The sequence below is a fragment of the Enterobacter sp. RIT637 genome, assembly GCF_019718755.1.
GTDB lineage: Bacteria > Pseudomonadota > Gammaproteobacteria > Enterobacterales > Enterobacteriaceae > Enterobacter.
In genome coordinates this window covers 243,299-268,997 of the sequence record NZ_JAIHAZ010000001.1, presented here as the reverse complement: position 1 = coordinate 268,997, position 25,699 = coordinate 243,299, and the positions used below count along the sequence as shown (strand labels likewise).

Below are 25,699 nucleotides of genomic sequence, written 5' to 3'. Positions count from 1 at the left end.
TCCTGATGCGTGGGGGTTCAGTCTGGCAGGATGTCTTTAACCGGACAAGGGGATTACGCTTAATAAAAAAGGCCCGACAAGCGGACCTTTTTTACTGGCTATCGTGCAGTCAGGCTCAGACCTTTTTGAAGATCAGAGAGCCGTTAGTACCGCCGAAGCCGAAGGAGTTACACAGGGTGTACTCCATACCGCTAACCTGACGCGCTTCGTGAGGAACGAAGTCCAGATCGCAACCTTCATCCGGGTTATCCAGGTTGATGGTTGGCGGAACAGCCTGATCGCGCAGCGCAAGGATGGAGTAGATTGACTCTACTGCACCCGCCGCACCTAACAGGTGACCGGTCATGGATTTCGTGGAGCTCACCATTACGCGGCTGGCAGATTCGCCGAAGATAGACTTAACAGCCTGAGCTTCTGCTTTATCGCCCGCAGGTGTAGAAGTACCGTGCGCGTTAACGTAGCCAATCTGTGCTGGGGTAATACCCGCATCACGAATCGCGTTTTCCATCGCCAGCGCAGCACCCGCACCGTTCTCCGGAGGAGACGTCATGTGGTAAGCATCGCTGCTCATGCCGAAACCAACGATTTCAGCATAAATTTTCGCGCCGCGTTTTTTCGCGTGTTCATACTCTTCCAGCACGATCATACCCGCACCGTCACCCAGCACGAAGCCGTCACGGTCTTTATCCCACGGACGGCTCGCCGCCTGCGGGTTATCATTACGGGTAGACAGCGCACGCGCCGCACCAAAACCGCCTACACCCAGTGGGGTACTGGCTTTTTCAGCACCGCCCGCAACCATAGCATCTGCATCGCCGTACGCAATGATACGCGCGGCCTGGCCGATGTTATGCACGCCGGACGTACATGCGGTAGCGATGGAAATGCTTGGCCCACGCAGACCGAACATAATGGTCAGGTGACCTGCCACCATGTTAACAATCGTGGACGGAACGAAGAACGGGCTGATCTTACGCGGTCCGCCATTCATCAGAGATGTATGGTTTTCCTCGATCAGGCCAAGACCGCCAATCCCGGAGCCGATAGCGGCGCCGATACGGGATGCGTTCTCTTCCGTAATCTCAAGGCCAGAATCCTGCATGGCCTGAACGCCAGCGACAATTCCATATTGAATGAAGGCATCCATCTTGCGCTGTTCTTTGCGCGAGATGATCTCTTCACAGTTAAAATCCTTTACTAAGCCAGCAAATTTCGTTGCATAGGCGCTAGTATCGAAATGGTCGATTAGGCTGATGCCGCTCTGACCGGCAAGGAGAGCTTTCCAGGTGGACTCTACGGTATTGCCGACAGGAGACAACATGCCAAGTCCGGTCACAACTACACGACGCTTAGACACGTTTGTCCTCCAGGGAGGGATAAAAAAAGAGATTCGTGGGACTAAAAAAGATAAAACTCAGGCGGTCGAATGACCGCCTGGAGATGTTCACTTACGCCTGGTGACCGTTGATGTAATCAATGGCAGCCTGAACGGTGGTGATTTTCTCAGCTTCTTCGTCCGGAATCTCAGTATCAAACTCTTCTTCCAGAGCCATTACCAGCTCAACGGTGTCAAGAGAATCTGCGCCCAGGTCTTCAACGAAGGAAGCGGAGTTCACAACTTCTTCCTGCTTAACGCCCAGCTGTTCGCCGATAATTTTCTTAACGCGTTCTTCGATAGTGCTCATACTCTTAAATTTCCTATCAAAACTCGCTTTCGCGATGGTTTTCGTAGTGTATAAAATGTTGAAAAATTTGCAACTAAATCCCGGCAGGTCTTACCACGATTTTACGTTATTTTGAGGCCAACCCCTACAATAACGCAAATATTTTTCATCGTGATTAAACCATATACATCCCGCCATTGACGTGAAGGGTTTCACCAGTGATGTAACCCGCTTCGTCAGAGGCTAAAAATGCAACCGCGCTGGCGATTTCTTTAGGGTCGCCAAGACGACCCGCCGGAACTGCCGCCAGCGTACCCGCACGCTGATCATCGGTCAGCGCACGCGTCATGTCCGTTTCAATAAAGCCCGGAGCAACAACGTTTACAGTAATACCGCGGGACGCGACTTCACGTGCCAGCGACTTACTGAAGCCAATCAGACCTGCTTTCGCCGCAGCGTAGTTAGCCTGACCAGCATTTCCCATGGTACCAACCACAGAACCAACAGTGATAATACGACCATGACGCTTTTTCATCATAGCGCGCATTACCGCTTTTGACAGACGGAATACAGATGACAGGTTGGTTTCGATAATATCGTTCCACTCATCATCTTTCATTCGCATCAGCAGGTTGTCGCGAGTGATCCCGGCATTATTGACCAGAATATCGACTTCGCCAAACTCTGCGCGAATATTTTCCAGAACAGATTCGATAGATGCAGGTTCGGTCACATTGAGTACCAGACCTTTACCGTTCGCACCCAGATACTCGCTGATGGCCTGAGCGCCATTCTCGCTGGTTGCCGTACCAATCACTTTCGCGCCGCGCGCAACCAGTGTTTCAGCAATTGCGCGCCCGATACCACGGCTTGCGCCGGTAACCAGTGCGATTTTTCCTTCAAAACTCATGGTATTCCTCTTTTATTGCGCGAGTGCCGCTGACAGCGCTTCCGGCTCGTTAATGGCCGAGGCAGTCAGGGTGTCAACAATACGTTTTGTCAGGCCGGTGAGGACTTTACCTGGACCGACTTCATACAGATGCTCAACGCCCTGTGACGCCATAAACTCAACGGTTTTGGTCCACTGTACCGGGCTGTAAAGCTGGCGAACCAGTGCGTTACGGATAGCCTCCGGCGCGGTTTCGCATTTCACATCGACGTTGTTTACCACGGCAATCGTCGGTGCGTTAAACGTAATTTTTTCCAGCTCAACGGCCAGTTTGTCGGCTGCTGGCTTCATCAGCGCGCAGTGTGACGGAACGCTGACTGGCAGCGGCAGCGCACGTTTCGCGCCAGCGGCTTTACAGGCAGCACCGGCACGTTCAACCGCTTCTTTATGACCAGCGATAACGACCTGGCCCGGCGAGTTGAAGTTTACTGGTGAAACTACCTGACCTTCAGCGGATTCTTCACACGCTTTTGCAATCGCCGCATCATCCAGACCGATGATAGCAGACATGCCGCCTGTACCTTCCGGTACCGCTTCCTGCATGAATTTACCGCGCAGTTCCACCAGACGTACCGCGTCAGCAAAGGCGATCACACCGGCACACACCAGCGCAGAGTATTCACCCAGGCTGTGGCCCGCGAGCAGTGCAGGCGCTTTGCCGCCCTGCTGCTGCCATACACGCCACAGCGCAACGGACGCGGTCAGCAGTGCTGGCTGGGTCTGCCAGGTTTTGTTCAGCTCTTCGGCCGGACCCTGCTGAGTCAACGCCCACAGATCATAACCCAGCGCATCAGAAGCTTCACGGAAAGTCTCTTCAATTACCGGATAGTTTGCTGCCATTTCAGACAACATCCCAACGGTTTGAGAGCCCTGTCCCGGGAACACAAAAGCAAATTGCGTCATTTTTAAATCCTTATCCTAGAAACGAACCAGCGCGGAACCCCAGGTGAACCCACCACCGAAGGCTTCAAGCAAGACCAGCTGGCCCCGTTTGATTCGTCCATCGCGTACCGCTTCATCAAATGCGCACGGTACCGACGCCGCAGAGGTGTTGCCATGGCGATCAAGCGTCACCACAACATTATCCATCGACATGCCCAGCTTTTTCGCGGTCGCGCTGATGATACGCAGGTTCGCCTGATGCGGCACCAGCCAGTCGAGCGCAGAGCGTTCAAGATTGTTCGCTTCCAACGTTTCATCAACAATGTGTGCAAGCTCAGTTACCGCCACCTTGAACACCTCGTTTCCTGCCATAGTCAGGTAAATCGAGTTGTCCGGATTAACGCGATCGGCGTTTGGCAGGGTCAACAGCTCGCCGTAGCTACCGTCGGCATGCAGATGTGTGGAGATGATGCCCGGCTCTTCGGACTGCCCCAGCAGCACCGCACCCGCACCATCACCAAAAATAATAATCGTCCCGCGATCGGTTGGATCGCAGGTACGTGCCAGCACATCAGCGCCGATCACCAGCGCATACTTCACGGCACCGGATTTAACATACTGATCGGCAACGCTCAGCGCGTAGGTAAAGCCTGCGCACGCGGCGGCAACGTCAAATGCCGGGCAGCCTTTAATGCCGAGCATGTTCTGCACCTGGCACGCTGCGCTTGGGAAGGCATGCGTGGCAGACGTGGTGGCGACCACGATCAAGCCAATCTGCTCTTTATCGATGCCAGCCATCTCGATAGCGCGCTGTGCGGCTTCGTAACCCATGGTGGACACGGTTTCGTCTGGCGCGGCGATACGACGTTCACGGATACCTGTGCGCGTGACAATCCACTCGTCAGACGTATCTACCATTTTTTCAAGATCGGCGTTGGTACGCACTTGTGTTGGCAGGTAGCTGCCGGTACCTAAAATCTTCGTATACATGTACGCTCAGTCACTTTTAGCTAATACAGATTCCAGGCGAGCGGCAATCCGTTGAGGAACTTGTCGCTGCACCGCCTGCACTGCCTGTTCTATCGCGACGGAAAAGGCTCGCTGATTGGCCGCACCGTGACTCTTAATCACAATGCCGCGCAATCCTAACAGACAGGCGCCATTATACTGGTCGGGGTTGAGGTGACTGAATCGCCGCGTCAGGCTTTTTTGTAACCAACGCTTTAATAAAATCAGCCACCAGGCGCTTTTTTTACCTTCCCCCTGCGATTTCAGCAGAGAAAGGAACATCCTCACCACCCCTTCCATGGTCTTCAACGTTACGTTTCCGGTGAAGCCATCACACACTAATACATCTGTTTTGCCCGTCAGCAACTCATTGGCTTCGAGATAACCAATATAGTTGATCGAGGGAACCTGTTTGAGCAATTCGGCAGCGTCACGAATGCTATCCAGGCCTTTGGTCTCTTCTTCACCAATATTCAGTAACGCAACGCGGGGATTATTAATTCCCACGACGTCTTCAGCCAGCACCGACCCCATCACGGCAAACTGAGCCAGCATTGTACTATCACAATCAACGTTAGCACCGAGATCCAGCACCACCGTTTTGCCCTTTTGCTGATGCGGTAACACCGTCACCAGCGCCGGACGCTCAATGCCCTCAATCGGCTTGAGCAATAATTTCGACAGCCCCATCAGCGCACCGGTATTCCCCGCACTGACGCAAGCCTGCGCTCGCCCTTCTTTTACCAGTTCCAGCGCAATGCGCATAGAGCTGCCACGGCTATTGCGAATAGCCTGCGATGGTCGGGCATCACTGGCAATAACTGACTGTGCAGGAATAATCTGCAGACGTGAACGTTGTTCGAAGTCAGCTTTTGCAAGTAATGGCGTGATTGTGTCGGGATTGCCGACTAAAAGAAGTGTGAGTTGCGAATTAGAATTCAGTGCCTGCAATGCTGCAGGCACTGTCACGGAAGGGCCAAAATCTCCCCCCATGACATCTAACGCCAGGGTTAGACGTGTCAAGGTATCGTCGCAGCCTGGTTAGGTAACTTCCCCGTTTGCACGGGGAAATCCTCACTAAGCCTAATCACGCTAACGCGTGATTACTTAGTGATAACCTTGCGGCCGCGGTAGAAACCGTCAGCGGTGATGTGGTGACGCAGGTGTTTCTCACCAGAAGTCTTGTCTACAGACAGGCTGGTAACTGCGGTCAGCGCGTCATGGGAACGACGCATGCCACGTTTGGAACGGGTTGGTTTATTCTGTTGTACGGCCATGGACCTTACTCCTTAATTACTTACGCTTTAAGCTGGCTAATACGGCAAATGGGTTTGGTTTTTGCGCTTCATCAGGCAGTTCCCCAAAGACCATGTCCGCCTCGGACACTTCACAGTGTTCAGAATCATGCACCGGAACGACTGGCAAGGAGAGGATGATTTCATCTTCAACCAGCGCCAGAAGATCGATTTCACCGAATTCGTTAACCTCAATCGGCTCATACGCTTCCGGGAGTGCTTCAGCCTGTTCGTCAGAACGAACGGGACTGAAACAATACGTTGTGTGAACATGCTGTACAAACGGTTTCCCGCAACGCTGACATTCGAGGGTTACCGTCACCTTTGCATCACCGGTTAAAACGGCGAGACGCTGGTTGTCGATAGCGAACGACATGGAGCATTCTACATCACTGTCCACACTGACTACGGATTCGGCAATACGCTCAGCCTGATCGGAAGAATAGATTCCTTCGTAATCAAGGCGTTTTTGAGCCGTACGAACCGGATCAAGAGTCAGGGGTAATTTTACCTTTTGCATAGGGCGCGCATATTAACTTTGTAACGTCATAGAGTCAAAGAAAAAGGCAACCAGAGCTGCCTTTTGCCAATTATTCGCACACATTGCGGCCTGTAGTTTAAAATGGCTGGCATCGATACGCTATATCTGGTGATAAAAATATGCCAAATCTCGTTCTCGCCTCCACTTCACCCTACCGTCGAATGCTGCTGGAAAAGCTCGGGATCCCGTTCGAATGCGCTGCCCCCGACGTTGACGAAACGCCACAACCGGGCGAATCACCGCGTCATCTGGTGACCCGTCTCGCACATGAGAAAGCGCAATCGCTGGCCGCACGTTATCCCGCCCATTTGATTATAGGCTCCGATCAGGTTTGCGTGCTGGACGGCGAAATCACCGGCAAGCCCCATACGGAGGAGAACGCCTGCCAGCAGCTTCTGCGCGCGCGTGGCACTATCGTGACCTTTTATACAGGGCTGGCGCTCTATAATTCCGCCTCCGGTCATCTGCAAACGGAGTGCGAACCATTCGACGTGCACTTTCGCCATCTCAGCGAGCAAGAAATAACGGATTATGTCCGTCGGGAACGCCCGCTCAACTGTGCAGGAAGTTTTAAAAGTGAAGGATTGGGGATTGCGCTGTTCGACAAGCTGGACGGTCGTGATCCCAACACGCTGGTGGGGTTACCGCTGATTGCCTTGTGTCAGATGTTAAGACGAGAAGAGTGTAATCCACTGACGATGTGACTTTTGCCCAGCGGCGCTTCGCTTGCATGGGTCTACGGGTTTCGTAGGCCGGGTAAGCGCAGCGCCACCCGGCATATAATCAGCCGCGCAGAACCTTCAGGCAGCGTTTCAGCTGCTCATCCAGCGGTGCTTCAATACGGATGACTTCCCCCGTATTAGGATGGGTAAACTTCAGCGCAGCCGCATGCAGGAACAGACGCGACAGCCCCGTGCCCGCCAGCTGCTTATCAAACTCGCGGTCACCATAGCGGTCATCAAACGCAATAGGATGGCCGGCAAACTGGGTATGCACGCGAATCTGGTGTGTACGCCCCGTCACCGGGCTGCAGCGCACCAGCGTGGCAAACTCATAGCGCTCTTCAACTTTAAAGCGCGTCTCGGACGGTTTGCCTTCCTGATTCACACGCACAATGCGCTCGCCGCTTTGCAGGATGTTTTTTAGCAACGGTGCCTGCACCACTTTGACATGGGACTGCCACTGGCCGCGAACCAGCGCCAGGTAGTCTTTCTGCATCCCTTTCTCACGCAGCTGTTCATGCAGCGAACGCAGCGCAGAACGCTTTTTCGCCACCAGCAGCACGCCGGATGTGTCACGGTCAAGACGGTGCACCAGCTCAAGGAAACGGGCTTCTGGTCGAAGCGCGCGCAGCCCTTCAATCACGCCAAAACTCAGGCCGCTGCCACCGTGTACGGCTGTACCTGACGGTTTGTTCAGCACAAGGATATAGTCATCCTCATAAAGGATGACGTCACTCAGCGCAGCCACTTTTTGCAGCTTAGGCGAAACCGCCTCTTCTTCACGTTCAGCCACGCGCACCGGCGGGATACGTACTTCATCACCGGCTTCGAGCTTATACTCAGGCTTCACGCGTTTTTTGTTAACCCGCACCTCGCCCTTGCGCAGGATGCGGTAAATCATACTTTTTGGCACGCCTTTCAACTGGGTGCGCAAGAAGTTATCGATGCGTTGCCCCGCATAGTCATCCGCGATAGCAACAATTTTTACGGCTGGAGTCTCTGTTTTCATGGTTGGCGATTCTAAATATCGTCAGCCATTAGCGCCACTCATTTTTCTATGCTTATATTTACTTTTATCCGGCCTGCGCCCCGTTTCGCGCAATCGATTTGGTGGTTATTAAACCAATCACCACGTCGAAGTGAAGAAACTGTGAGTAACCGGGTGATAATTGGTAAAAGTCATCTTGCTATAACCCGGCGAGCAGTGGAATAATGAGGCTGTTTTCCGTGTTAAATCCTGGTTAAGTAAGGATGTCGACGGAATGACCAATTTTGTCTGACCGATCATCCACGCAGCAATGGCGTAAGACGTATTGATCTTTCAGGCAGTTAGCGGGCTGCGGGTTGCAGTACTTCCCGGTATAAGGATTGTTTTCTGGAGAGTTCTACCCAGGCAATTCCCCTGATAATTGCGCTGTGTTTCCGTATGAAATACAGGCAACCGACACTCTGCGCCTCTTAAGCGAGCGACAACCGTGAGGTTGGCGACGTGAACAGACACGAGGCCATCGGTTCATACCCCGGAAAGCGTCACCTTGCCCGCAGCTTTGTCGTCAATGTAAGAATAACGAGTAAGTTACGATGAAAAGAATGTTAATCAACGCAACTCAGCAAGAAGAGTTGCGTGTCGCCCTTGTGGATGGGCAGCGCCTGTACGATCTGGATATCGAAAGTCCTGGACACGAACAGAAAAAAGCGAACATTTACAAAGGTAAAATCACCCGCATTGAACCAAGCCTTGAAGCTGCATTTGTCGATTACGGTGCTGAGCGTCACGGTTTCCTCCCTCTTAAAGAAATCGCCCGCGAATATTTCCCTGCAAACTACAACGCCCATGGCCGCCCAAACATCAAAGATGTTCTGCGTGAAGGTCAGGAAGTTATCGTCCAGATTGATAAAGAAGAGCGTGGCAACAAAGGTGCCGCACTGACCACCTTTATCAGCCTGGCGGGGAGCTATCTGGTTCTGATGCCAAACAACCCGCGTGCGGGTGGTATCTCTCGCCGTATCGAAGGTGATGACCGTACCGAGCTGAAAGAAGCGCTGGCAAGTCTTGAACTGCCGGACGGCATGGGGCTTATCGTGCGTACCGCAGGCGTTGGCAAATCTGCCGAAGCGCTGCAGTGGGACTTAAGCTTCCGTCTGAAGCACTGGGAAGCCATCCAGAAAGCAGCAGAAAGCCGCCCTGCTCCGTTCCTGATCCACCAGGAAAGCAACGTTATCGTGCGTGCCTTCCGCGATTACCTGCGTCAGGACATCGGCGAAATTCTGATTGATAACCCGAAAGTACTTGAGCTGGCTCGCCAGCACATCGCCGCGCTGGGTCGTCCGGATTTCACCAGCAAAATTAAACTGTACACCGGTGAAATCCCGCTGTTCAGCCACTATCAGATTGAATCCCAGATTGAATCCGCCTTCCAGCGTGAAGTGCGTCTGCCATCCGGTGGTTCTATCGTTATCGATACGACCGAAGCGCTGACCGCTATCGACATCAACTCCGCGCGTGCAACCCGCGGCGGTGATATCGAAGAGACCGCCTTCAACACCAACCTTGAAGCCGCTGATGAAATCGCCCGCCAGCTCCGCCTGCGCGACCTGGGTGGTCTGATCGTTATCGACTTCATCGACATGACCCCTGTTCGTCACCAGCGTGCGGTTGAAAACCGTCTGCGCGAAGCAGTGCGCCAGGACAGAGCGCGTATCCAGATCAGCCATATCTCACGCTTTGGCCTGCTGGAGATGTCCCGTCAGCGTCTGAGCCCTTCTCTGGGTGAGTCCAGCCATCACGTTTGCCCACGCTGTTCTGGTACCGGTACGGTGCGTGATAACGAATCGCTGTCCCTCTCCATTCTGCGTCTGATTGAAGAAGAAGCGCTGAAAGAGAACACCAAAGAAGTTCACGCCATTGTGCCGGTGCCTGTTGCCTCTTACCTGCTTAACGAAAAACGTGCAGCGGTAAGTGCAATCGAAGCCCGTCAGGGCGGCGTTCGCTGCATCATCGTGCCAAACGACCAGATGCAGACCCCGCACTATCACGTGCTGCGTGTGCGTAAGGGCGAAGAGACGACCACCCTCAGCTACCTGCTGCCGAAACTGCATGAAGAAGAGATGGCACTGCCATCCGATGAAGAGCCTGCCGAGCGTAAACTGCCTGAACAGCCTGCATTAGCCACCTTCATTATGCCGGAAGCGCCGCCGGAAGCCGTGCTGGAAAAACCAGCGGCTAAACCTGCTGCGCAAAAACCTGCGCCAGACGTGGCGAAAGCCCAGCCAGAGCAACCCGGTCTTCTGGGCCGCCTCTTCGGCGCGCTGAAGAAGATGTTTGCTGGCGAAGAAGTACAGCCAGAGCAGCCGAAAGAAGCCCCGAAAGAAGCGAAGCCTGAGCGTCAGCAGGATCGTCGTAAGCGTCAGAACAACCGCCGCGATCGTAATGACCGCAGCGACCGTAACGAGCGTCGCGACAACCGTTCTGACAACAACGAAGGCCGTGAGCAACGCGAAGACAACCGTCGCAACCGTCGCGAGAAACAGCAGCAGAATGTTGAAGATCGCGAAATTCGCCACCCGGCGGGCGATGAGTCCGAGAAGAGCAAACAGCGCGACGAGCAGCAGCCACGCCGCGAGCGCAATCGTCGTCGCAACGACGAGAAGCGTCAGGCGCAGCAGGAAGTTAAAAACCTGAACCGCGAAGAGCCTGTTGAACAGCAAGACGCTGAGCAGGAAGAACGCACTCAGGTGATGCCGCGTCGTAAGCAGCGCCAGCTGAATCAGAAGGTCCGTTTTGCTTCTGAAACGACTGAAGAGACAACTGTTGTTACGGAAACCGTCGCCGAAAGCGCGCCGCAGACCCAACTGGCGAAAGTTGATCTGCCTGCGGTGGTAGAAAACAACGCCGAGCAGGATGATAACGGCGAAGGTCGTGATAACGCAGGCATGCCGCGTCGTTCACGTCGTTCTCCTCGTCACCTGCGCGTGAGCGGTCAGCGTCGTCGCCGTTATCGTGACGAGCGTTACCCAACCCAGTCTCCAATGCCGTTAGCCATCGCTTGCGCGTCACCTGAAATGGCATCCGGTAAAGTCTGGATCCGCTACCCGGTTGCTCGTCCGGAGCAGATTGTTGAAGAACAGTCTGTCACCGAAGAGGTGATTGCACCTGTCGTTGCGGCTGAAGAGGTTGTGGCGGCAGCAGCGACGGTGGTTGAGCCGCAGGCTGTGGAAGCCGAAGCCCCACACGCGGTTGAAGTGGAAACCACCCATCCTGAAGTGATTGCTGCTCCGGTTGATGCCGCACCGCAGTTCATCGCCGAAGAAGACACCGTTGTAGCCGAAGAGGTTGCTGAAGAAGTTGAAGCCGCCGCGCCGGTTGAAGACACCGCTGACGTTGTTAGCGAAACGGTGACGGAAGAAGTAGTTCAGGACGTTGAACTTGACGTTGAACCGGTTCGTGAAGCCGAAGAAGCTCCAGCGCCTGAGGTGAAACCAGCGCCAGTGGCTGCTGCGCCAGAGCCTGTGGTTGCTGCACCAGCGGCAGCACACGTTGCAACGGCACCCATGACTCGCGCCCCTGCGCCTGAGTATGTGCCGGAAGCACCGCGTCAAAGCGACTGGGTTCGCCCGGAGTTCAACTTTGACGGCAAAGGTTCCGCAGGTGGTCACAGCGCGACGCATCAGGCGACTGCACCGGCAACCCGCCCACAGTCCGTTGAGTAACACGCGTTAAGACGAAAAGCCGACCTCAGGGTCGGCTTTTTTATTGCGCCTTTGCTGGCTTTCTCATCCCGGCAATGCCCGGCATCACCTGCTTCATCATCTCCAGAAAACGACGCAAGCGCGCCGGATAATATCGCGACCACGGATAAACCAGATGGACGGGCAGCGCCGTAGGTTGCCACTCGGGCAGAAGATGAATTAAGCGCCCTTCCTGAATATCCTCTTTCACCGTCCAGCTTGATACCAGCGCTACCCCCAGCCCTGTCAGGGCCGTATTTCGCGCCACGTACAGGCTGTCCGTACTCAGACGCGGCGTAATGGCGATGCGTATCGGCTGCGCGTCACCATCAAACAGCTCAACGTGTCGCTGGTAGAAGGTGTTGATGGCAATCCAGGGCAGCGCCTGTAAATCCTCCGGCTTGCTAACCTTTGGGAATCGTGCCAGCAACTCCGGGGAGGCGACGACGGAGCGCGGTACCTCTGCCAGCTGAACGGAAACCGTGGCAGGATCGACCTCGGCGCCCACGCGGATCGCACAATCAATATTGTCGCTGAGGAAATCCACCGACTTGTCATTCAGCATCCACTCAACGGAAAGCTGAGGGTAGCGCTGCAAAAAATCCGTTAACGGCTTCAGAAGCTGTTCCTGACCAAAGGCGTGCGGTGCCCGCACCCGCAATACCCCAACCGGCTCATCCTCCGCCTGCCCGACTTCATCTTCCAGCGCCAGCCAGCTGTCAATCACCCGCCGGGCATGCTGATAGCAGCGTTCACCGTCGTCAGTGAGCCTGGTAGCATGGGTGGTACGCAGCAGCAGGCGAGCCCCCAGCAAGGTTTCCAGAGACTGCAAACGTCGGCTTACCGTGGCCTGCGTCGTCGAAAGCTGCCTTGCCGCTGCCGAGAGCGAACCTGTTTCTACGATGCGAACAAAGGTTCGCATCAGCTCGACCCTGTCTATACGCTCAACTCGCTTCATGATTTTCCCTGCCATACGTTTAACGTATAAGCGTTTTACCATCGGCCCGTCTACCGCCGCAAGGCGCGGTGATAAAAAATAGCCTCACACTATGACTGAGGAACGTCTTATGAACACAACAACTGCCTCCCATGCCGTAAGCCGCTGGGTGATTTTAATGCTGGCGCTGGGTGCAGGTTTCAGCGTGGCATCCATTTACTACGCACAGCCTTTGCTGCCGCTGATGGGCGCAGACCTGCATTTGAGTATTGAAGGAATGGGCCTGGTGCCGACGCTGACTCAGGCCGGCTACGCGCTCGGCATCCTCTTCCTGCTGCCGCTTGGCGATCGCCATGACCGCAGGACGCTGATTCTGATTAAAAGTGCCGCTCTGGCGCTGTTTCTTCTGGGCTGTAGTCTCACCGGGCAACTCCCGTCGCTGCTGCTGGCAAGCCTGCTGATTGGCATGGCCGCTACCATGGCGCAGGATATCGTTCCCGCTGCCGCTATCCTCGCTCCTGAAGGTAAACAGGGGAAAACCGTGGGCACCGTCATGACAGGTCTTCTGCTGGGCATACTGCTGTCGAGAACCGTCAGCGGCGTGGTCGGTGAAGCCTTTGGCTGGCGGGTGATGTATCAGCTGGCTGCTGCAAGCATTGCCTTTGTCGGCGCGGTGATGTGGGCCGTACTCCCACGTTTTGCTATTCACTCCACGCTGAGCTATCCCGCGCTGATGCGTTCCATGGAGCATCTGTGGCGTCGTTACCCGGCACTGCGTCGCGCGGCACTGGCTCAGGGTTTTCTGTCGATTGCCTTTAGCGCATTCTGGTCAACGCTGGCCGTTATGCTGCTGGAACGCTACCACCTGGGCAGCGCCGTCGCGGGCGGGTTTGGTATCGCAGGTGCCGCCGGGGCATTAGCCGCGCCGCTGGCTGGCGGGCTGGCGGATAAACTGGGTGCAGGAAAAGTGACGCAGCTGGGTGCCGCGCTCGTCACCGTCTCGTTTGCGCTGATGTTCCTGATGCCCGCCCTCGGCGTTCACGGGCAGTTGATCCTGATTGCCGTCTCCGCCGTCGGTTTTGACCTTGGCCTGCAGTCAAGCCTGGTGGCTCACCAGAACCTGGTTTACAGCCTTGAACCGCAGGCACGCGGTCGCCTGAACGCCCTGCTCTTTACGGTGGTGTTTATCGGGATGGCGCTAGGCTCGGCGCTCGGCAGCAAAATTTATACGATGGCTGGCTGGCCTGGCGTGGTGGCGCTGGCAACCCTGTGCGGCGTTATTGCCCTGGTCATCAGACTGATTGAAAACGCCCGGGTAACATCCGCTCAGGCTGAAACCGTGTAAAAAAAATGCCCGGTCCATGCGGACTGGGCAGTCAAAACATGCCCAGTTTCAAGACATGTTCTAAGAGGTTAAGACGTTATTTATTCATCTGGAACAGGGACATCCCCTGCATATCGCTAAACGCCTTATAGGAGGCCTGCAGGGCCGCCTGCTGCATAGAGTAAGAAGAGATCACCGAGTTCCAGTCCACATCGACCAGGTCGCTCATCTGCTGCGTTTGGCCCAAAGCACGGTCATCGCCCAGCGAATCCAGTTTGCCCAGCTCGTCCAGCTTGATCCCCAGATCGGCACGCACGGTCAGCACGTTGTTCAGCGAGTTGCTCAGGCCGCGGTTGGTTTTATCCATCGCCGCCGTAAACGCATCGGCTTTTGTCTGGTCGCCTTCAACCGGCGTATTCAGCGCAGCGATAGCGGTATCCAGGATCTTAAACAGGTTGGTTTCCGGCGCGCTGCCGTCCGGCTCCGGTTTCGCGTTACTGGTGAAGGTATCGAAAACTTCACTGCCCGTGTGGCTGATTTGCATGGTACGCGCGGCGTCAACCTGCTGGCTGATTGGCGTAGAGCCGCCGTTATAGGTGCCGGTCGTCTCGTCGAATGCCGCCGCTTCCGTTTTGTAACCCGCAAAAATATAGCGTCCATTACCGTCGGTGCTGTTTGCCAGGTTCATCAGCTGATCGCGGATACCCTGCAGGTTGGTGGCAAGCGACTGTCGGTCATCGTCACTCAGGGTTCCGTTACCGGCGTTAACCACTTTTTCCTGCGCGGTGATAATCGCATTCGTCACCTCTTTCAGGACGTTCTCTTCCAGCGACACCTTGGTCGTGGCGAAAGAACGCGCCAGCGCATACTGGCTGTTCTGCGTCTGCGCCTGGGAGAGCACAACGGCCTGAGAAGCCGCAATCGGGTCATCAGAAGGACGGTTTACGCGCTTGCCGGTTGACATCTGCTCGCCATAGCCCAACCAGAGACTCTGGGAGTTCGTCACTCCGCGCATGCTCTGCTCATACATCATTTGAGTACTAATACGCATTTTTTAACCCCAGCCTTAGCGAATGTTGATTAACGCATCAAACAGCGTGCTTGCCGTTTGCAGAACCTGTGCATTCGCCAGGTAGTACTGCTGATAGCGCTGCAGGTTGCCGTATTCTTCATCCAGGTTAACCCCGGAGATCGACTGCTGCTGTTTGGTCAGCTGCGTCACCACGTTGTCTTTTGTCGCGCTGCTGGTTTTCAGCGACGCCGTGGTGCTCCCCACCGTACTGACCAGTGACGCATAGGCATCGTTGAAGGTTTTGTTATTGCCCACCACCTTCGCGCTCTGCAGATCCAGCAGCTTCTGGCCGTTGGTATTGTCACTATCGCCGCTGTCGCTGGCGGAGGCCATCGCCAGTTTGGATTCATCGCTGATCGCGACGTCCATATTCATAATGACGTCGTTCACCGGTTTCACGATGAAGCTGTCTTTCTGATTGGCCGCACCGGTGATGTTCACGTTCAGACCGTCAAACGACAGGTTACCGCTGCCGTCCGGCGTGGCCGTAAAGCTGGTTTTGTCAGACAGACGCGTGACCGTCCAGTTGGTCCCGTTGTACTCCACTTTATAGTTCGTCGCCTGCACCGCAGAGCTGTCCGTTACGCTCGCCGTTACCGACGCGCTGCCGGTGTTTTTGCTATTGCTCAGTACAGAAGGTGAACCGAAGTCGAACAGCTTGCCGCCCGCATCGCCGTTGGCGTCGAACCCGGCTTCATGCTGCGTGTTCATCGCGTCGGCAAACGCCAGCGCCATCTGGTTAAGCGTGTTACGCGCTTTATCCAGATCTTCAGAACGGAAGGTCAACAGTCCACCCAGCGACCCTGTGGTGATCTGCTTTTCCGGGATCTCAACGTTACCTGATGCTGCATCCACGAAGGCAATCGTGGTGCGCGACGGGTCCGCACTGGATTTCACCGCAGCCAGCTGGCTGGCCGTGCTGCCCTGCACCAGGGTATAACCGTTCGCGATGGAGATATTGTACGTACCGCTGTCCTGCACGGTCACGTCCACACCCACAATCTTGTTCAGCTCGCTCACCAGTTGATCGCGCTGATCGAGCAGTTCGTTCGGCGAAGCGCCCGCGCCAACGCCGGTCAGACGGGAAATCTGATCGTTAAGGTTGGCTATCTGCTTCGCATAGTTGTTGATCTGATCCACGCTGGTGGTGATCGCGGTGTTTACCTGCGCATCCTGATCGCGAAGATACTGATCGTTGGTTTTAAACTGGTTTACCAGACCATCCGCTTTGCCGATCACCGTCTGGCGCGCTGCCGGATCTTCGGCGTTACTCACCAGCGTTTGCAGGCTCTTGAAGAAATCCTGCAGGGTGGTCGAGAGCGAGTTGGTGGTATCGGAGAGCACGTCGTCAATCTTTGACATCTGCTGATAGCGCGTTGTCAGCCCGCTGCTCTGCGTCTGTGCGGCGCGCAGCTGGTTGGTAATGAAGGCGTCATACTCACGCTGCACGCCGGAGACATAAACCCCGTTCCCCACCCAGCCACCGCCGGTCAGCGTGCTGTTTGCCGCGCCCAGAATGGTGTTCTGGCGGGTGTAACCTGCCACGTTATAGCTTGAAATATTATTACTTACGGTATTAAGTGCCGCCTGTGCCGCACTGAGGCCACTCATGGCGCTGTTAATCAAACTGGACATGGGGGTTCCTTTTATACTTTCAGACACGAGTCCTGATGAAGGTTATCGGCAGCCTCCACCGGGACTTGAGAACTTTCAGAACAGATTTTCAATATCGGTGCTGTAGGCTTTACTCACCTTCTCACCCATCGATTTCAGCTGCTGGATCATGCTGGTGAGCTTGCGCGCATAGTTCGGATCGGTAGCGTATCCCGCATTCTGCAATGCCTGCGCGCCCTGCTCCGGCGTCGATGCCTGCGTCACGGCGGTATAGCGCGGGTTACGGCTTAACAGGCCGACGTAATCTGACAATGCTTCAAGGTAGGAGCTGTAAACGCGGAATTTGGCTTTAACCTTCACTGCCGCGCCGTTTTCGTATTCGGTGGTGGTGATCTCGGTTGTCGGCCCCTTCCAGCTGGAGGTCGCTTTCACGCCAAAGATGTTGAAGCTCGGCTCGCCGTTTTCCTTACGGATCTGACGCTGGCCCCAGCCCGACTCCAGCGCCGCCTGGGCCAGGATCAGGTGATGCGGTACCCCGCTCTGCTCGCTGGCCAGCCGCGCAGGCAGAGAAAGCTGCGCAAGGAAGTCCTTACTGTCGCCGGAGAGCGGCTCGTCGCGCGTCTCTGCGGGCTTCGGCATCGCCTTACGCACCATCTGCGTCAGCGCCTGGTTCTGATAACTGGTCACCGTTTCGATGTCGAACTTCATTGGCACCTGCTGCGGCTGATCCTCAGGCTGAATACCCTGTGCGGCAGCGGTCTGTTTGACAATCATGTCAGCCAGACCGAGTCCTTTACCGGCGGTCATCTGCTGCGCAATCTGCTGGTCATACATGCTGGTGTAAAGCCGCGTGGAATCGCTGCTGAACATCCCGTCTTTCGGCAGGGTTTCACGCATGCTTTTCAGCATCATCTGCACGAACATCCCCTCCACCTGGCGGGCGACCGGGCGGATATTCGCCGCCGGGTCTTTACCTGCTTTGGTTTTCAGTTCGTTAAGCGACTGGGCATCCCAAGCGGCACCGGTCAGCAGTTTGCTATCGGTCAGCATTAGATGATTTCCAGCTTCGCGCGCAGGCAGCCTGCACTTTGCATTGATTGCAGGATCGACATCAGATCCATCGGCGTCGCGCCCAGCGCATTCAGGGCGCGCACCACGCTGTTCAGGTTCGCGCTGGAACGCACGCTTTGCAGCGAGCCGCCGCTCTGACGCAAATCAATCTGCGTTTGCGGTGTCACCACCGTCTGACCGCCACCAAACGGCGTGTCCGGCTGGCTGACGTTGGCAGAGCGGTTCACCGTCACGGAGAGGTTACCCTGCGCCACGGCACAACTGTCCAGCGACACCTCGCGGTTCATCACCACCGACCCGGTGCGTGAGTTGATGATGACTTTGGCATCCTGAACAGGCACGTTCACTTCCATATTCTGGATATCTGCCAGCATGCGTACCTGGTTACTGCTACCTGAAGAGGTCCGGATCTGCACGGTACGTGCGTCCAGCGCCGTGGCGCTGCCGTAGCCGCGGCTGCGGTTGATGGTATCGGCAATTTGCTGCGCCATCGTGAAGTCTTCATTGTTGAGCTGCAGGTTGATGGTGTTTCCTGAGCCAAACTGGGTCGGCAGCTCGCGCTCGATGATGGCCCCGTTGGTGATGCGCCCGCCGTTCAGCTGGTTAACCTGCACGCTGCTCCCGCCCGCAGAGGCACCCGCACCGCCAACCAGAATGTTACCCTGCGCCAGGGCATAGACCTGGCTGTCGACGCCCTTAAGCGGCGTCATCAACAGCGTGCCGCCGCGCAGGCTTTTGGCGTTACCCATGGAAGAGACCACCACGTCGATGGTCTGCCCCTGACGCGCGAACGCCGGATAGGACGCGGTGACCATCACCGCAGCCACGTTTTTCAGCTGCATGTTGGTTCCCGCAGGGACGGTAATACCGAGCTGAGAAAGCATGTTGTTCAGGCTTTGGGTGGTGAACGGCGTCTGGGTGGTCTGGTCGCCCGTACCGTCCAGCCCCACCACCAGGCCGTAGCCAATCAGCGAGTTTTCGCGCACGCCCTGAACGCTGGTCAGGTCGCGGATACGGTCAGCCTGAGCGAAGGTTGCCACCAGCGCCAGCGCCACGGCGAAGATCGTTTTAAACATGGGTCACCTCGCTTACATCGGCGATAAGTTAAGGAAGAAACGCTGCAGCCAGCCCATATTTTGCGCTTCATTGATATAGCCGTTACCGACGTATTCAATGCGCGCATCCGCCACCTGGGTGGACGGTACGGTGTTGGTGCCGCTGATGGTGCGAGGGTTAACCACACCGGAGAAGCGAATGAACTCAGTGCCCTGGTTAATGGCGATCTGTTTTTCACCCACGACGTGTAAATTGCCGTTAACCAGCACCTGGTCAACCGTCACCGTCAGCGTGCCGCTGAAGGTGTTACTGGCGTTCGCGCCACCTTTACCGTTAAAGGTATTGCCGCCAGAGGCCTCAACATCCGCACGCGCATTGCCGAACAGGCCCTGCAGATAACGTGGAACGGTGTCGAAGCCAAAATTGGTTTTGCCATCGCGGCTGGCGTTCGCCGACGAGCTCTTGCTCGCACTGACGTTTTCCTGCAGCACAATGGTCAGCGTATCGCCGACGTTACGCGGGCGACGATCTTCAAACAGCGGCTGATAGCCGTAGTTAATCGGCTGCGCGGTCTGGAAAATGGAGCCGTTCACCACCGGCGCGGGGCCGGGAACGGGCTGGGCGGTCGTCGCACCCTCGACCAATGGTTTAGACGGGATCCAGGCACACCCGCTGAGGGTGACGGCCAGAACAGTCAGTATCGGATAACGAAACGCCGCGTTTTTTTGCATTGCCTTCATCTTCGAAAACAGGGAGCCGGTGCGGCGTTGACCGCACCGGGCTGCACCTTAGAGTTGCGTCAGTTTTTGCAGCATCTGGTCGGTCGTCGACACTGCTTTACTGTTAATTTCATACGCGCGCTGAACCTGGATCATATTCACCAGCTCTTCCGCCACGTTCACGTTCGAGGTTTCAACATAGCCCTGATACAGCAGACCCGCGCCGTTCAGCCCCGGCGTGCTCTCATTTGGCGTACCGGAGGACTGGGTTTCGGTGTAGAGGTTCTCACCAATGCTTTCCAGACCGGTATCGTTCATGAAGGTAGTCAGGTTGAGCTGTCCGACCTGAACGGGCGCGGCCTGACCCTGCTGGGTGACGCTCACGATACCGTCGCGCCCGATGGTGATGCTCAGGGCATTTGCCGGAATGGTGATTGCAGGCTGAACCTGGAAACCGCCCGCCGTCACCAGCTGGCCGTTCTGATCCACCTGGAAGGAGCCGTCACGGGTGTAGGCTGAGGTACCGTCAGGCAGCTGCACCTGGAAGAACCCCTGCCCTTTAATGGCAACATCTTTGCTGTTGTTGGTCTGAGACAGGTTGCCCTGGCTGTGCAGACGCTCGGTCGCCACCGGACGCACGCCGGTACCAATCTGCAGACCGGACGGCAGCGTCGTTTGCTCAGAGGACTGGGCACCCGGCTGGCGAATGGTTTGGTAAAGCAAATCTTCGAAAACCGCACGCTGACGCTTGAAACCGTTGGTGCTGACGTTTGCCAGGTTGTTGGCAATCACATCCATGTTGGTTTGCTGCGCGTCCAGGCCGGTTTTCGCGATCCATAAAGAACTGATCATAAGGAGTCCTGTTAACTCATAGCCAGAAGTTGGTTAGCCTTGCTCGCGTTTTCATCCACGCTGCTGATAATTTTCATCTGCATTTCAAAACGGCGGGCGCTGGCAATCATGTCGGTCATGGCTTCAACCGGCTTGACGTTACTGCCTTCCAGCACGCCGGACATCACGCGAATGCTCGGGTCAGCCTGGAGCGTAGCGCCACGGGTGGCCTGTGCCGCCTGGGTCAGACGGAACATGCCGTCATCGCCACGCTGCACCTCTTTGCCTTCCGCTTTCACCAGCTTCAGACGCCCGACGGGCGCAACGGTGTTGGCCGGATCGCCCGGATTCAGCGCCGAGATGGTGCCGTCTGCCGCGATGGTCAGCTCTGAGCCTTCCGGTACGGTAAGCGGACCGGCTTCGCCCATCACCGGATGACCCTGAATGGTCAACTGCCCGGTTGCGCTCACCTGAATATTACCGTTACGGGTATAGCCTTCGCCGCCGTCTGCCGTTTGCACCGCCAGCCAGCCATCCTGCTGAAGGGCAACGTCCAGCGGACGCGAGGTGTAATCCATCTGGCCCGGCGTCATATCGGCACCGGGCGTGGATGCCGTCACCAGCGTACGCGTAGGCAATGAAAGCCCTTCGACCGGCACCGCACGCAGCGCGTTAAGCTGCGCGCGAAAGCCCGGCGTCGAGGCGTTTGCCAGGTTGCTGGCGGTAACGGCCTGCTGATTGAGCGTCTGGCTTGCCGCGCCCATCGCTGTATATATTGCGTGATCCATTGCGCGTTCCTGTTAGCCGCTTAACGCAGGTTAACCAGCGTGTTGAGGATCTGATCCTGCGTTTTGATGGTCTGCGCATTCGACTGGTAGTTACGCTGCGCGACAATCATGTTCACCAGTTCTTTACTCAGATCCACGTTAGAGGCTTCCAGCGCGCCGTTGGTCAGCGTACCGAAGTTGCCGGTACCCGCCGTGCCGAGCAGCGCAACGCCGGAGGACTGGCTTGCAGACCACACGTTGTCGCCTTCAGATTTCAGCCCTTCGTTGTTAGCGAAGTTTGCCAGCACGATCTGACCCAGAACCTGCGTCTGTTCGTTGGAGTAGTTACCGACAACGGTACCGTCGTCGTTGATCTGGTAGCTCACCAGGTCGCCCGGCTTGTAGCCATTCTGGGTAGTGCCGACAACGTTGTTGGCGCCGGTATTCTGCTGCATGGAGTTCTGGAAGCTCAGGGAGAACGTTGCCGCCGTCGCGCCGCTCACCGAACCGGTGGTGATGTTAATGGCCGGCGTGGCGTTTGGCGTCGTGCTCAGTACGCCAGCCGCGTTGTAGTTGTACACGCCCGCCAGGTTACCGTTGCTGTCAAAGTTCATTTGAGCGGCTTTGGTTGCTGTAGAACCGGCAACGCTACCGTCCTGGGTGTACAGATCCCATTTGTTGTCCGCTGTTTTGACGTAGTAGACATACATGTTGTGGGCGTTACCCTGGGTATCGAATACGGTCACGGTCCCTTTTTTGTTGTAGGTATCCGGGTTAGTCGCATCGAACGCGGCAGTCTGCGCATCATCCGTGGAGTTCAGGTTGATCTGCTGGGTTGCCGTTGTGGTCGCCTTCGCGGCCATCAGGGTGTTAGGGATGGTAATCGCCTGTGGGTTCGCACCGGTCTGCACCGTTGGAGGCGTGCCTGCAACCGGATAGCCGGTCAACTGCATCCCCTGCATGTTCACCAGGGTACGGTTTTCGTCGAGCTTAAACTGGCCGTTACGGCTGTAGAACACAGAGCCGTTGGAATCCACCATACGGAAGAAACCGTTCTGGCTGATGGCAACGTCCAGACCACGGCCGGTGTTGGTGGTCGTACCGTCGGTAAAGTCCTGAGTGATGCCCGCGACTTTCACGCCGAGGCCGACTTTAGAGCCTGCAAACATATCGGCAAACGAGGCCGAACCGGATTTAAAACCATAGGTCGCGGAGTTGGCGATGTTGTTGCCAATGACGTCCAGGTTGGTGGCCGCAGCATTCAGGCCGCTGACCGCTTGAGAAAAGGCCATGACTTACTCCTGATAAGTGTAAAGGCTTAGATAATCTGCCGAACTTCGTCGAGTGTGGTGGTACCAGAGGTACCCAAATCCAGTTTGTTGCCATCGCTACTTTTGATGACGCCCTGAACCAGTGCAAACTGCAGCGGCTGCGCAACCAGCTGGGTGGTCCCGGTGCTGGCGCTGATCGCCACCTTATAGGAACCGTTTGGCGCTTTGGTGCCGTCGGTCAGGCTGCCATCCCAGGTAAAGGTATGCACACCTGCTTTCAACTCACCGATGTCGATGGTGCGTACCACGGCACCGGTCGAGTCGGTGATCGTCGCGGTCACTTTGTCAGCCGCCTGCTGCAGCTCAACGCCAAACGGCGTGGTGGTGGTGGTTGAAGTGCCATCGGTGGTGCTGGTGCCCGCCAGAATGGTGGTCCCCGGGATCATCACCCCGTGACCGATCAGGTTGGCTGCCTGCAAAGACTGGCTGTTGTCGATTTGACCCGAGACGGAGCCGAGCGTGGTATTCAGTTTCTCAATGCCGCTCACGGTACTGATCTGCGCAAGCTGCGTGGTCAGTTCGTTGTTCTGCATCGGGTTGGTAGGATCCTGGTTCTTCAGCTGCGCCACCAGCAGCGTTAAGAAGCTGCTTTGCAGATCGTTAGCACTGCTCCCGGTCAGGGAACTGGATCCGGTGGTCGTGCTGGTACTGCTGACCCCCGTATTCGTGGGGTCATTCATACTGACGGCAATGGACATGCGTGTCTCCTTTACTGGCCGAGCGTGAGTGTTTTGAGCATCATGCTCTTCACGGTGTTGAGCACTTCGACGTTTGCCTGATAGCTGCGCGAGGCGGACATCGAGTTCACCATCTCACCGACCACATCCACGTTAGGCATCTTCACGTAACCACTGGCATCGGCGAGCGGGTTGCCCGGTTCATACACCAGCTTGTCCGGTGCCTGGCTCTCCACCACGTCAGAGACTTTCACGCCGCCTGTTGCCGCACCCGGTGCAGCATCGACCTGAAAGACCACCTGTTTTGCTTTATAGGGCTGCCCGTCAGGACCGGTTACGCTGTCGGCGTTAGCGAGGTTACTGGCGGCAACGTTCAGACGCTTGGACTGTGCCGTTAACGCCGAGCCGGCGATATCAAAAATATTCAGCAAAGCCATGGATTAGTTGCCCCCTTGCAGGACGGTCATCATGCCTTTAATTTGTCCGCCGAGCAGGGTCAGACCCGTCTGGTACTGCAGGCTGTTATCGGCAAACTGCGTACGCTCCCGGTCCATGTCGACGGTGTTGCCGTCAAGCGATGGCTGGTCGGGAATGCGATAAAGTAAATCGGTCGTGGGCGCGGTCATCGCCTGAGCAGGAATATGGCGTGAGGATGTCAGTGCAAGTGCGACACCCGTTCCTTCGGCACGTCCACGCTCCATCACTTTTTTAAGTTCACTGGAAAAATCAATATCGCGCGCCTGATACCCCGGGGTATCGGCGTTGGCAATATTGGCGGCTAAAATCTCCTGCCGCTGGGCGCGTAAATTGAGCGCTTCCTGCTGAAAACGTAACGCGGCGTCGAGTTTATCGAGCATGTCTCCTCCGCTGATGGCAAAATTTCAGTTCACAGCTTAAATCTCACCCCGTCTCCCCTATCGACGGAATAAGCGCAAAATGCGTCGCTATTTATTGCGTTGATGTAAAACCACTGCGGGTAGAATTCTCTCAATTCTGGAAACGGTGGGATGTGCAATGCGGACGATAAAACGAGGCCTGGCGGCCACCTTATTGCTTTTAAGCCCTCTGGCGCAGGCCGAAAACCTACAGGCTCAGCTGACGGCTTTTTTTGCACAGCAGCTGGCGGGCTTTAGCGATGAAGTCAGCGTCACCGTTCGCACGCCGCCTAATCTCTATCCCACCTGCGAACAGCCCTCATTCACCGTGACCGGCACGACAAAGCTGTGGGGTAATGTGAACGTGCTGGCGCGCTGCGCCAACGAAAAACGCTATTTACAGGTTGCGGTTCAGGCAACGGGCAATTATGTTGTTGCCGCCGCGCCCATTGCCCGCGGCAGCGTACTGCAGGCCAGCAGCGTGACGCTTAAGCGCGGTCGACTGGATCAGCTTCCGCCGCGAACGATGCTGGACATAAACCAGGCACAGGACGCGGTCAGCCTGCGCGATATGGCACCGGGCCAGGCCATTCAACTCTCCATGCTGCGTAAAGCGTGGCGGGTGAAAGCGGGTCAACAGGTGATGGTGGTTGCCAATGGAGACGGCTTTAGTATCAACAGTGAAGGTAAGGCATTAAACAATGCCGCCGTGGCGCAAAATGCCCGGGTCAGAATGTCTTCAGGCCAGGTGGTTAGCGGAACCGTCGATTCTGATGGGAATATTCTGATTAACCTATAATCTTTTTAAAGATTTCGCGGTGCCTGCCGATAAATATTCAACTAATGATGATGTCAGGCGCAAACGCCGCGAACCCTCGATGAGGACAACACTATGAGCATTGATCGTACATCAGCCCTGAAGCCGGTTAGCACTGTACAACCTCGCGAAACGAATGACGCTCCCGCGCAGAAAACGCGTCTGGAAAAACCGTCTACGGCTAACAGCACCAGCGTGACCCTGAGCGACGCGCAGTCCAAACTGATGCAGCCGGGCAGCAGCGATATCAACATGGAACGTGTTGACGCGCTGAAAACGGCCATTCGTAACGGCGAGCTGAAAATGGATACCAGCAAAATCGCTGACGCGCTGATCGAGGAAGCGCAGAGTTTCTTACAGAGTAAATAACCGTATGAGTCGACTGTCAGAAATACTGGATCAGATGACGGTTGTCCTGAACGACCTGAAAACGGTAATGGATGCTGAACAACAACACCTGTCTTCGGGTCAAATCAACGGCAGCGCGTTGCAACGCATTACTGAAGACAAAAGTTCGCTTCTGGCGACGCTGGATTACCTTGAGCAGCAGCGACGCGCTGAGCAGGATCAGAAGCGCAGCGCCAACGATGAAATTGTCGAACGTTGGCAAACGATTACGGAAAAAACCCAGCATCTGCGCGATCTCAACCAGCATAACGGTTGGTTACTTGAGGGACAGATGGTGCGTAATCAGCAGGCTCTGGAAGTGTTAAAGCCTCATAAAGAGCCTGGGCTGTATGGTGCGGATGGTCAGACGGCCACGGCACGCATTACGGGCGGGAAAAAGATTTCGATTTGACGCCTTAGCGGCAAATCAGG

At 55.9% G+C, this 25,699-nt stretch carries 27 protein-coding genes; 6 read left to right on the top strand and 21 right to left on the bottom strand.

Annotated elements, in window-relative coordinates:
* Positions 1 to 115 precede the first annotated feature (115 nt).
* The 8 genes from fabF to yceD all read right to left on the bottom strand — a co-directional run bounded on the left by fabF (position 116) and on the right by yceD (position 6,318).
* The gene (gene fabF / locus K5E19_RS01255; RefSeq protein ID WP_010429707.1) at positions 116 to 1,357 is read right to left on the bottom strand and encodes a beta-ketoacyl-ACP synthase II; all 1,242 of its coding nucleotides are present in this window, start codon (positions 1,355 to 1,357) and stop codon (positions 116 to 118) included.
* A gap of 91 nt (positions 1,358 to 1,448) precedes the next feature.
* Complete coding sequence (acpP, locus tag K5E19_RS01250) at positions 1,449 to 1,685, bottom strand: acyl carrier protein (protein WP_003857954.1); 237 nt, start codon at positions 1,683 to 1,685, stop codon at positions 1,449 to 1,451.
* A 154-nt stretch (positions 1,686 to 1,839) separates the two neighbouring features.
* Positions 1,840 to 2,574 carry a 3-oxoacyl-ACP reductase FabG gene (gene fabG, locus K5E19_RS01245; protein WP_010429699.1) on the bottom strand — a complete coding sequence of 245 codons (735 nt, stop codon included), beginning with the start codon at positions 2,572 to 2,574 and terminating at the stop codon, positions 1,840 to 1,842.
* A gap of 12 nt (positions 2,575 to 2,586) precedes the next feature.
* Entirely contained in the window at positions 2,587 to 3,516 is a 930-nt protein-coding gene (gene fabD / locus K5E19_RS01240; protein ID WP_221549665.1) for an ACP S-malonyltransferase, read from the bottom strand.
* 15 nt (positions 3,517 to 3,531) lie between these two features.
* On the bottom strand, positions 3,532 to 4,485 hold the full coding sequence (locus tag K5E19_RS01235) for a beta-ketoacyl-ACP synthase III (RefSeq protein ID WP_109081049.1): 954 nt from the start codon (positions 4,483 to 4,485) through the stop codon (positions 3,532 to 3,534).
* A gap of 6 nt (positions 4,486 to 4,491) precedes the next feature.
* Complete coding sequence (gene plsX, locus K5E19_RS01230) at positions 4,492 to 5,526, bottom strand: phosphate acyltransferase PlsX (RefSeq protein WP_221549664.1); 1,035 nt, start codon at positions 5,524 to 5,526, stop codon at positions 4,492 to 4,494.
* An 80-nt stretch (positions 5,527 to 5,606) separates the two neighbouring features.
* On the bottom strand, positions 5,607 to 5,780 hold the full coding sequence (rpmF, locus tag K5E19_RS01225; RefSeq protein ID WP_003857964.1) for a 50S ribosomal protein L32: 174 nt from the start codon (positions 5,778 to 5,780) through the stop codon (positions 5,607 to 5,609).
* Positions 5,781 to 5,796: 16 nt separating this feature from the next.
* Positions 5,797 to 6,318, bottom strand: coding sequence for a 23S rRNA accumulation protein YceD (yceD, locus tag K5E19_RS01220; protein ID WP_126543712.1), 522 nt, complete (start codon positions 6,316 to 6,318; stop codon positions 5,797 to 5,799).
* A 140-nt stretch (positions 6,319 to 6,458) separates the two neighbouring features.
* Between yceD and K5E19_RS01215 the strand changes: the two genes are divergently transcribed.
* Positions 6,459 to 7,043: a nucleoside triphosphate pyrophosphatase gene (locus tag K5E19_RS01215; protein WP_221549663.1), complete on the top strand. Its 585-nt coding sequence runs from the start codon at positions 6,459 to 6,461 to the stop codon at positions 7,041 to 7,043.
* Positions 7,044 to 7,122: 79 nt separating this feature from the next.
* Here K5E19_RS01215 and rluC read toward each other — a convergent pair whose 3' ends face one another.
* A complete protein-coding gene (gene rluC, locus K5E19_RS01210; protein WP_089599878.1) occupies positions 7,123 to 8,070 on the bottom strand; it encodes a 23S rRNA pseudouridine(955/2504/2580) synthase RluC in 948 nt (315 codons plus the stop codon).
* Between the two features lie 572 nt (positions 8,071 to 8,642).
* Here rluC and rne point away from each other — a divergent pair.
* On the top strand, positions 8,643 to 11,771 hold the full coding sequence (rne, locus tag K5E19_RS01205; protein WP_221549662.1) for a ribonuclease E: 3,129 nt from the start codon (positions 8,643 to 8,645) through the stop codon (positions 11,769 to 11,771).
* A 40-nt stretch (positions 11,772 to 11,811) separates the two neighbouring features.
* Here the strand turns inward: rne and K5E19_RS01200 are convergent, their stop codons facing one another.
* On the bottom strand, positions 11,812 to 12,789 hold the full coding sequence (locus K5E19_RS01200; RefSeq protein ID WP_221549661.1) for a LysR family transcriptional regulator: 978 nt from the start codon (positions 12,787 to 12,789) through the stop codon (positions 11,812 to 11,814).
* 67 nt (positions 12,790 to 12,856) lie between these two features.
* Between K5E19_RS01200 and K5E19_RS01195 the strand changes: the two genes are divergently transcribed.
* Positions 12,857 to 14,071, top strand: coding sequence for an MFS transporter (locus K5E19_RS01195; protein WP_120158552.1), 1,215 nt, complete (start codon positions 12,857 to 12,859; stop codon positions 14,069 to 14,071).
* 76 nt (positions 14,072 to 14,147) lie between these two features.
* Here K5E19_RS01195 and flgL read toward each other — a convergent pair whose 3' ends face one another.
* The 11 genes from flgL to flgB form a co-directional block, all read right to left on the bottom strand.
* Positions 14,148 to 15,101, bottom strand: coding sequence for a flagellar hook-associated protein FlgL (gene flgL, locus K5E19_RS01190; protein ID WP_010429668.1), 954 nt, complete (start codon positions 15,099 to 15,101; stop codon positions 14,148 to 14,150).
* Between the two features lie 15 nt (positions 15,102 to 15,116).
* Complete coding sequence (gene flgK, locus K5E19_RS01185) at positions 15,117 to 16,757, bottom strand: flagellar hook-associated protein FlgK (protein WP_221549660.1); 1,641 nt, start codon at positions 16,755 to 16,757, stop codon at positions 15,117 to 15,119.
* Positions 16,758 to 16,832: 75 nt separating this feature from the next.
* Positions 16,833 to 17,786, bottom strand: coding sequence for a flagellar assembly peptidoglycan hydrolase FlgJ (flgJ, locus tag K5E19_RS01180; protein WP_221549659.1), 954 nt, complete (start codon positions 17,784 to 17,786; stop codon positions 16,833 to 16,835).
* Positions 17,786 to 18,883 (bottom strand): flagellar basal body P-ring protein FlgI, encoded by a 1,098-nt coding sequence (locus K5E19_RS01175; RefSeq protein WP_221549658.1) that lies wholly within the window; start codon positions 18,881 to 18,883, stop codon positions 17,786 to 17,788. The genes flgJ and K5E19_RS01175 overlap by 1 nt, the downstream gene beginning before the upstream one ends.
* A gap of 12 nt (positions 18,884 to 18,895) precedes the next feature.
* Positions 18,896 to 19,594, bottom strand: a complete 699-nt coding sequence (gene flgH / locus K5E19_RS01170) for a flagellar basal body L-ring protein FlgH (protein ID WP_126543703.1) — start codon at positions 19,592 to 19,594, stop codon at positions 18,896 to 18,898.
* Positions 19,595 to 19,651: 57 nt separating this feature from the next.
* A complete protein-coding gene (gene flgG, locus K5E19_RS01165) occupies positions 19,652 to 20,434 on the bottom strand; it encodes a flagellar basal-body rod protein FlgG (RefSeq protein ID WP_000625853.1) in 783 nt (260 codons plus the stop codon).
* Between the two features lie 11 nt (positions 20,435 to 20,445).
* Positions 20,446 to 21,201, bottom strand: coding sequence for a flagellar basal body rod protein FlgF (locus K5E19_RS01160; protein ID WP_010429655.1), 756 nt, complete (start codon positions 21,199 to 21,201; stop codon positions 20,446 to 20,448).
* 20 nt (positions 21,202 to 21,221) lie between these two features.
* On the bottom strand, positions 21,222 to 22,472 hold the full coding sequence (gene flgE, locus K5E19_RS01155; RefSeq protein ID WP_221549657.1) for a flagellar hook protein FlgE: 1,251 nt from the start codon (positions 22,470 to 22,472) through the stop codon (positions 21,222 to 21,224).
* A 26-nt stretch (positions 22,473 to 22,498) separates the two neighbouring features.
* Positions 22,499 to 23,209: a flagellar hook assembly protein FlgD gene (gene flgD, locus K5E19_RS01150; protein ID WP_221549656.1), complete on the bottom strand. Its 711-nt coding sequence runs from the start codon at positions 23,207 to 23,209 to the stop codon at positions 22,499 to 22,501.
* A gap of 11 nt (positions 23,210 to 23,220) precedes the next feature.
* Positions 23,221 to 23,625 (bottom strand): flagellar basal body rod protein FlgC, encoded by a 405-nt coding sequence (gene flgC, locus K5E19_RS01145; RefSeq protein ID WP_010429647.1) that lies wholly within the window; start codon positions 23,623 to 23,625, stop codon positions 23,221 to 23,223.
* Between the two features lie 3 nt (positions 23,626 to 23,628).
* Positions 23,629 to 24,045, bottom strand: a complete 417-nt coding sequence (gene flgB / locus K5E19_RS01140; RefSeq protein WP_010429643.1) for a flagellar basal body rod protein FlgB — start codon at positions 24,043 to 24,045, stop codon at positions 23,629 to 23,631.
* 157 nt (positions 24,046 to 24,202) lie between these two features.
* On the opposite strand from flgB, the gene flgA reads away from it, so the two are divergent.
* The 3 genes from flgA (at position 24,203) to flgN (ending at position 25,679) form a co-directional block, all read left to right on the top strand.
* Positions 24,203 to 24,862, top strand: coding sequence for a flagellar basal body P-ring formation chaperone FlgA (gene flgA, locus K5E19_RS01135; protein ID WP_221549655.1), 660 nt, complete (start codon positions 24,203 to 24,205; stop codon positions 24,860 to 24,862).
* Positions 24,863 to 24,955: 93 nt separating this feature from the next.
* The gene (gene flgM / locus K5E19_RS01130) at positions 24,956 to 25,249 is read left to right on the top strand and encodes a flagellar biosynthesis anti-sigma factor FlgM (RefSeq protein ID WP_042719181.1); all 294 of its coding nucleotides are present in this window, start codon (positions 24,956 to 24,958) and stop codon (positions 25,247 to 25,249) included.
* A gap of 4 nt (positions 25,250 to 25,253) precedes the next feature.
* Complete coding sequence (gene flgN, locus K5E19_RS01125) at positions 25,254 to 25,679, top strand: flagella biosynthesis chaperone FlgN (protein WP_108418043.1); 426 nt, start codon at positions 25,254 to 25,256, stop codon at positions 25,677 to 25,679.
* The last annotated feature ends 20 nt before the right edge of the window (positions 25,680 to 25,699 follow it).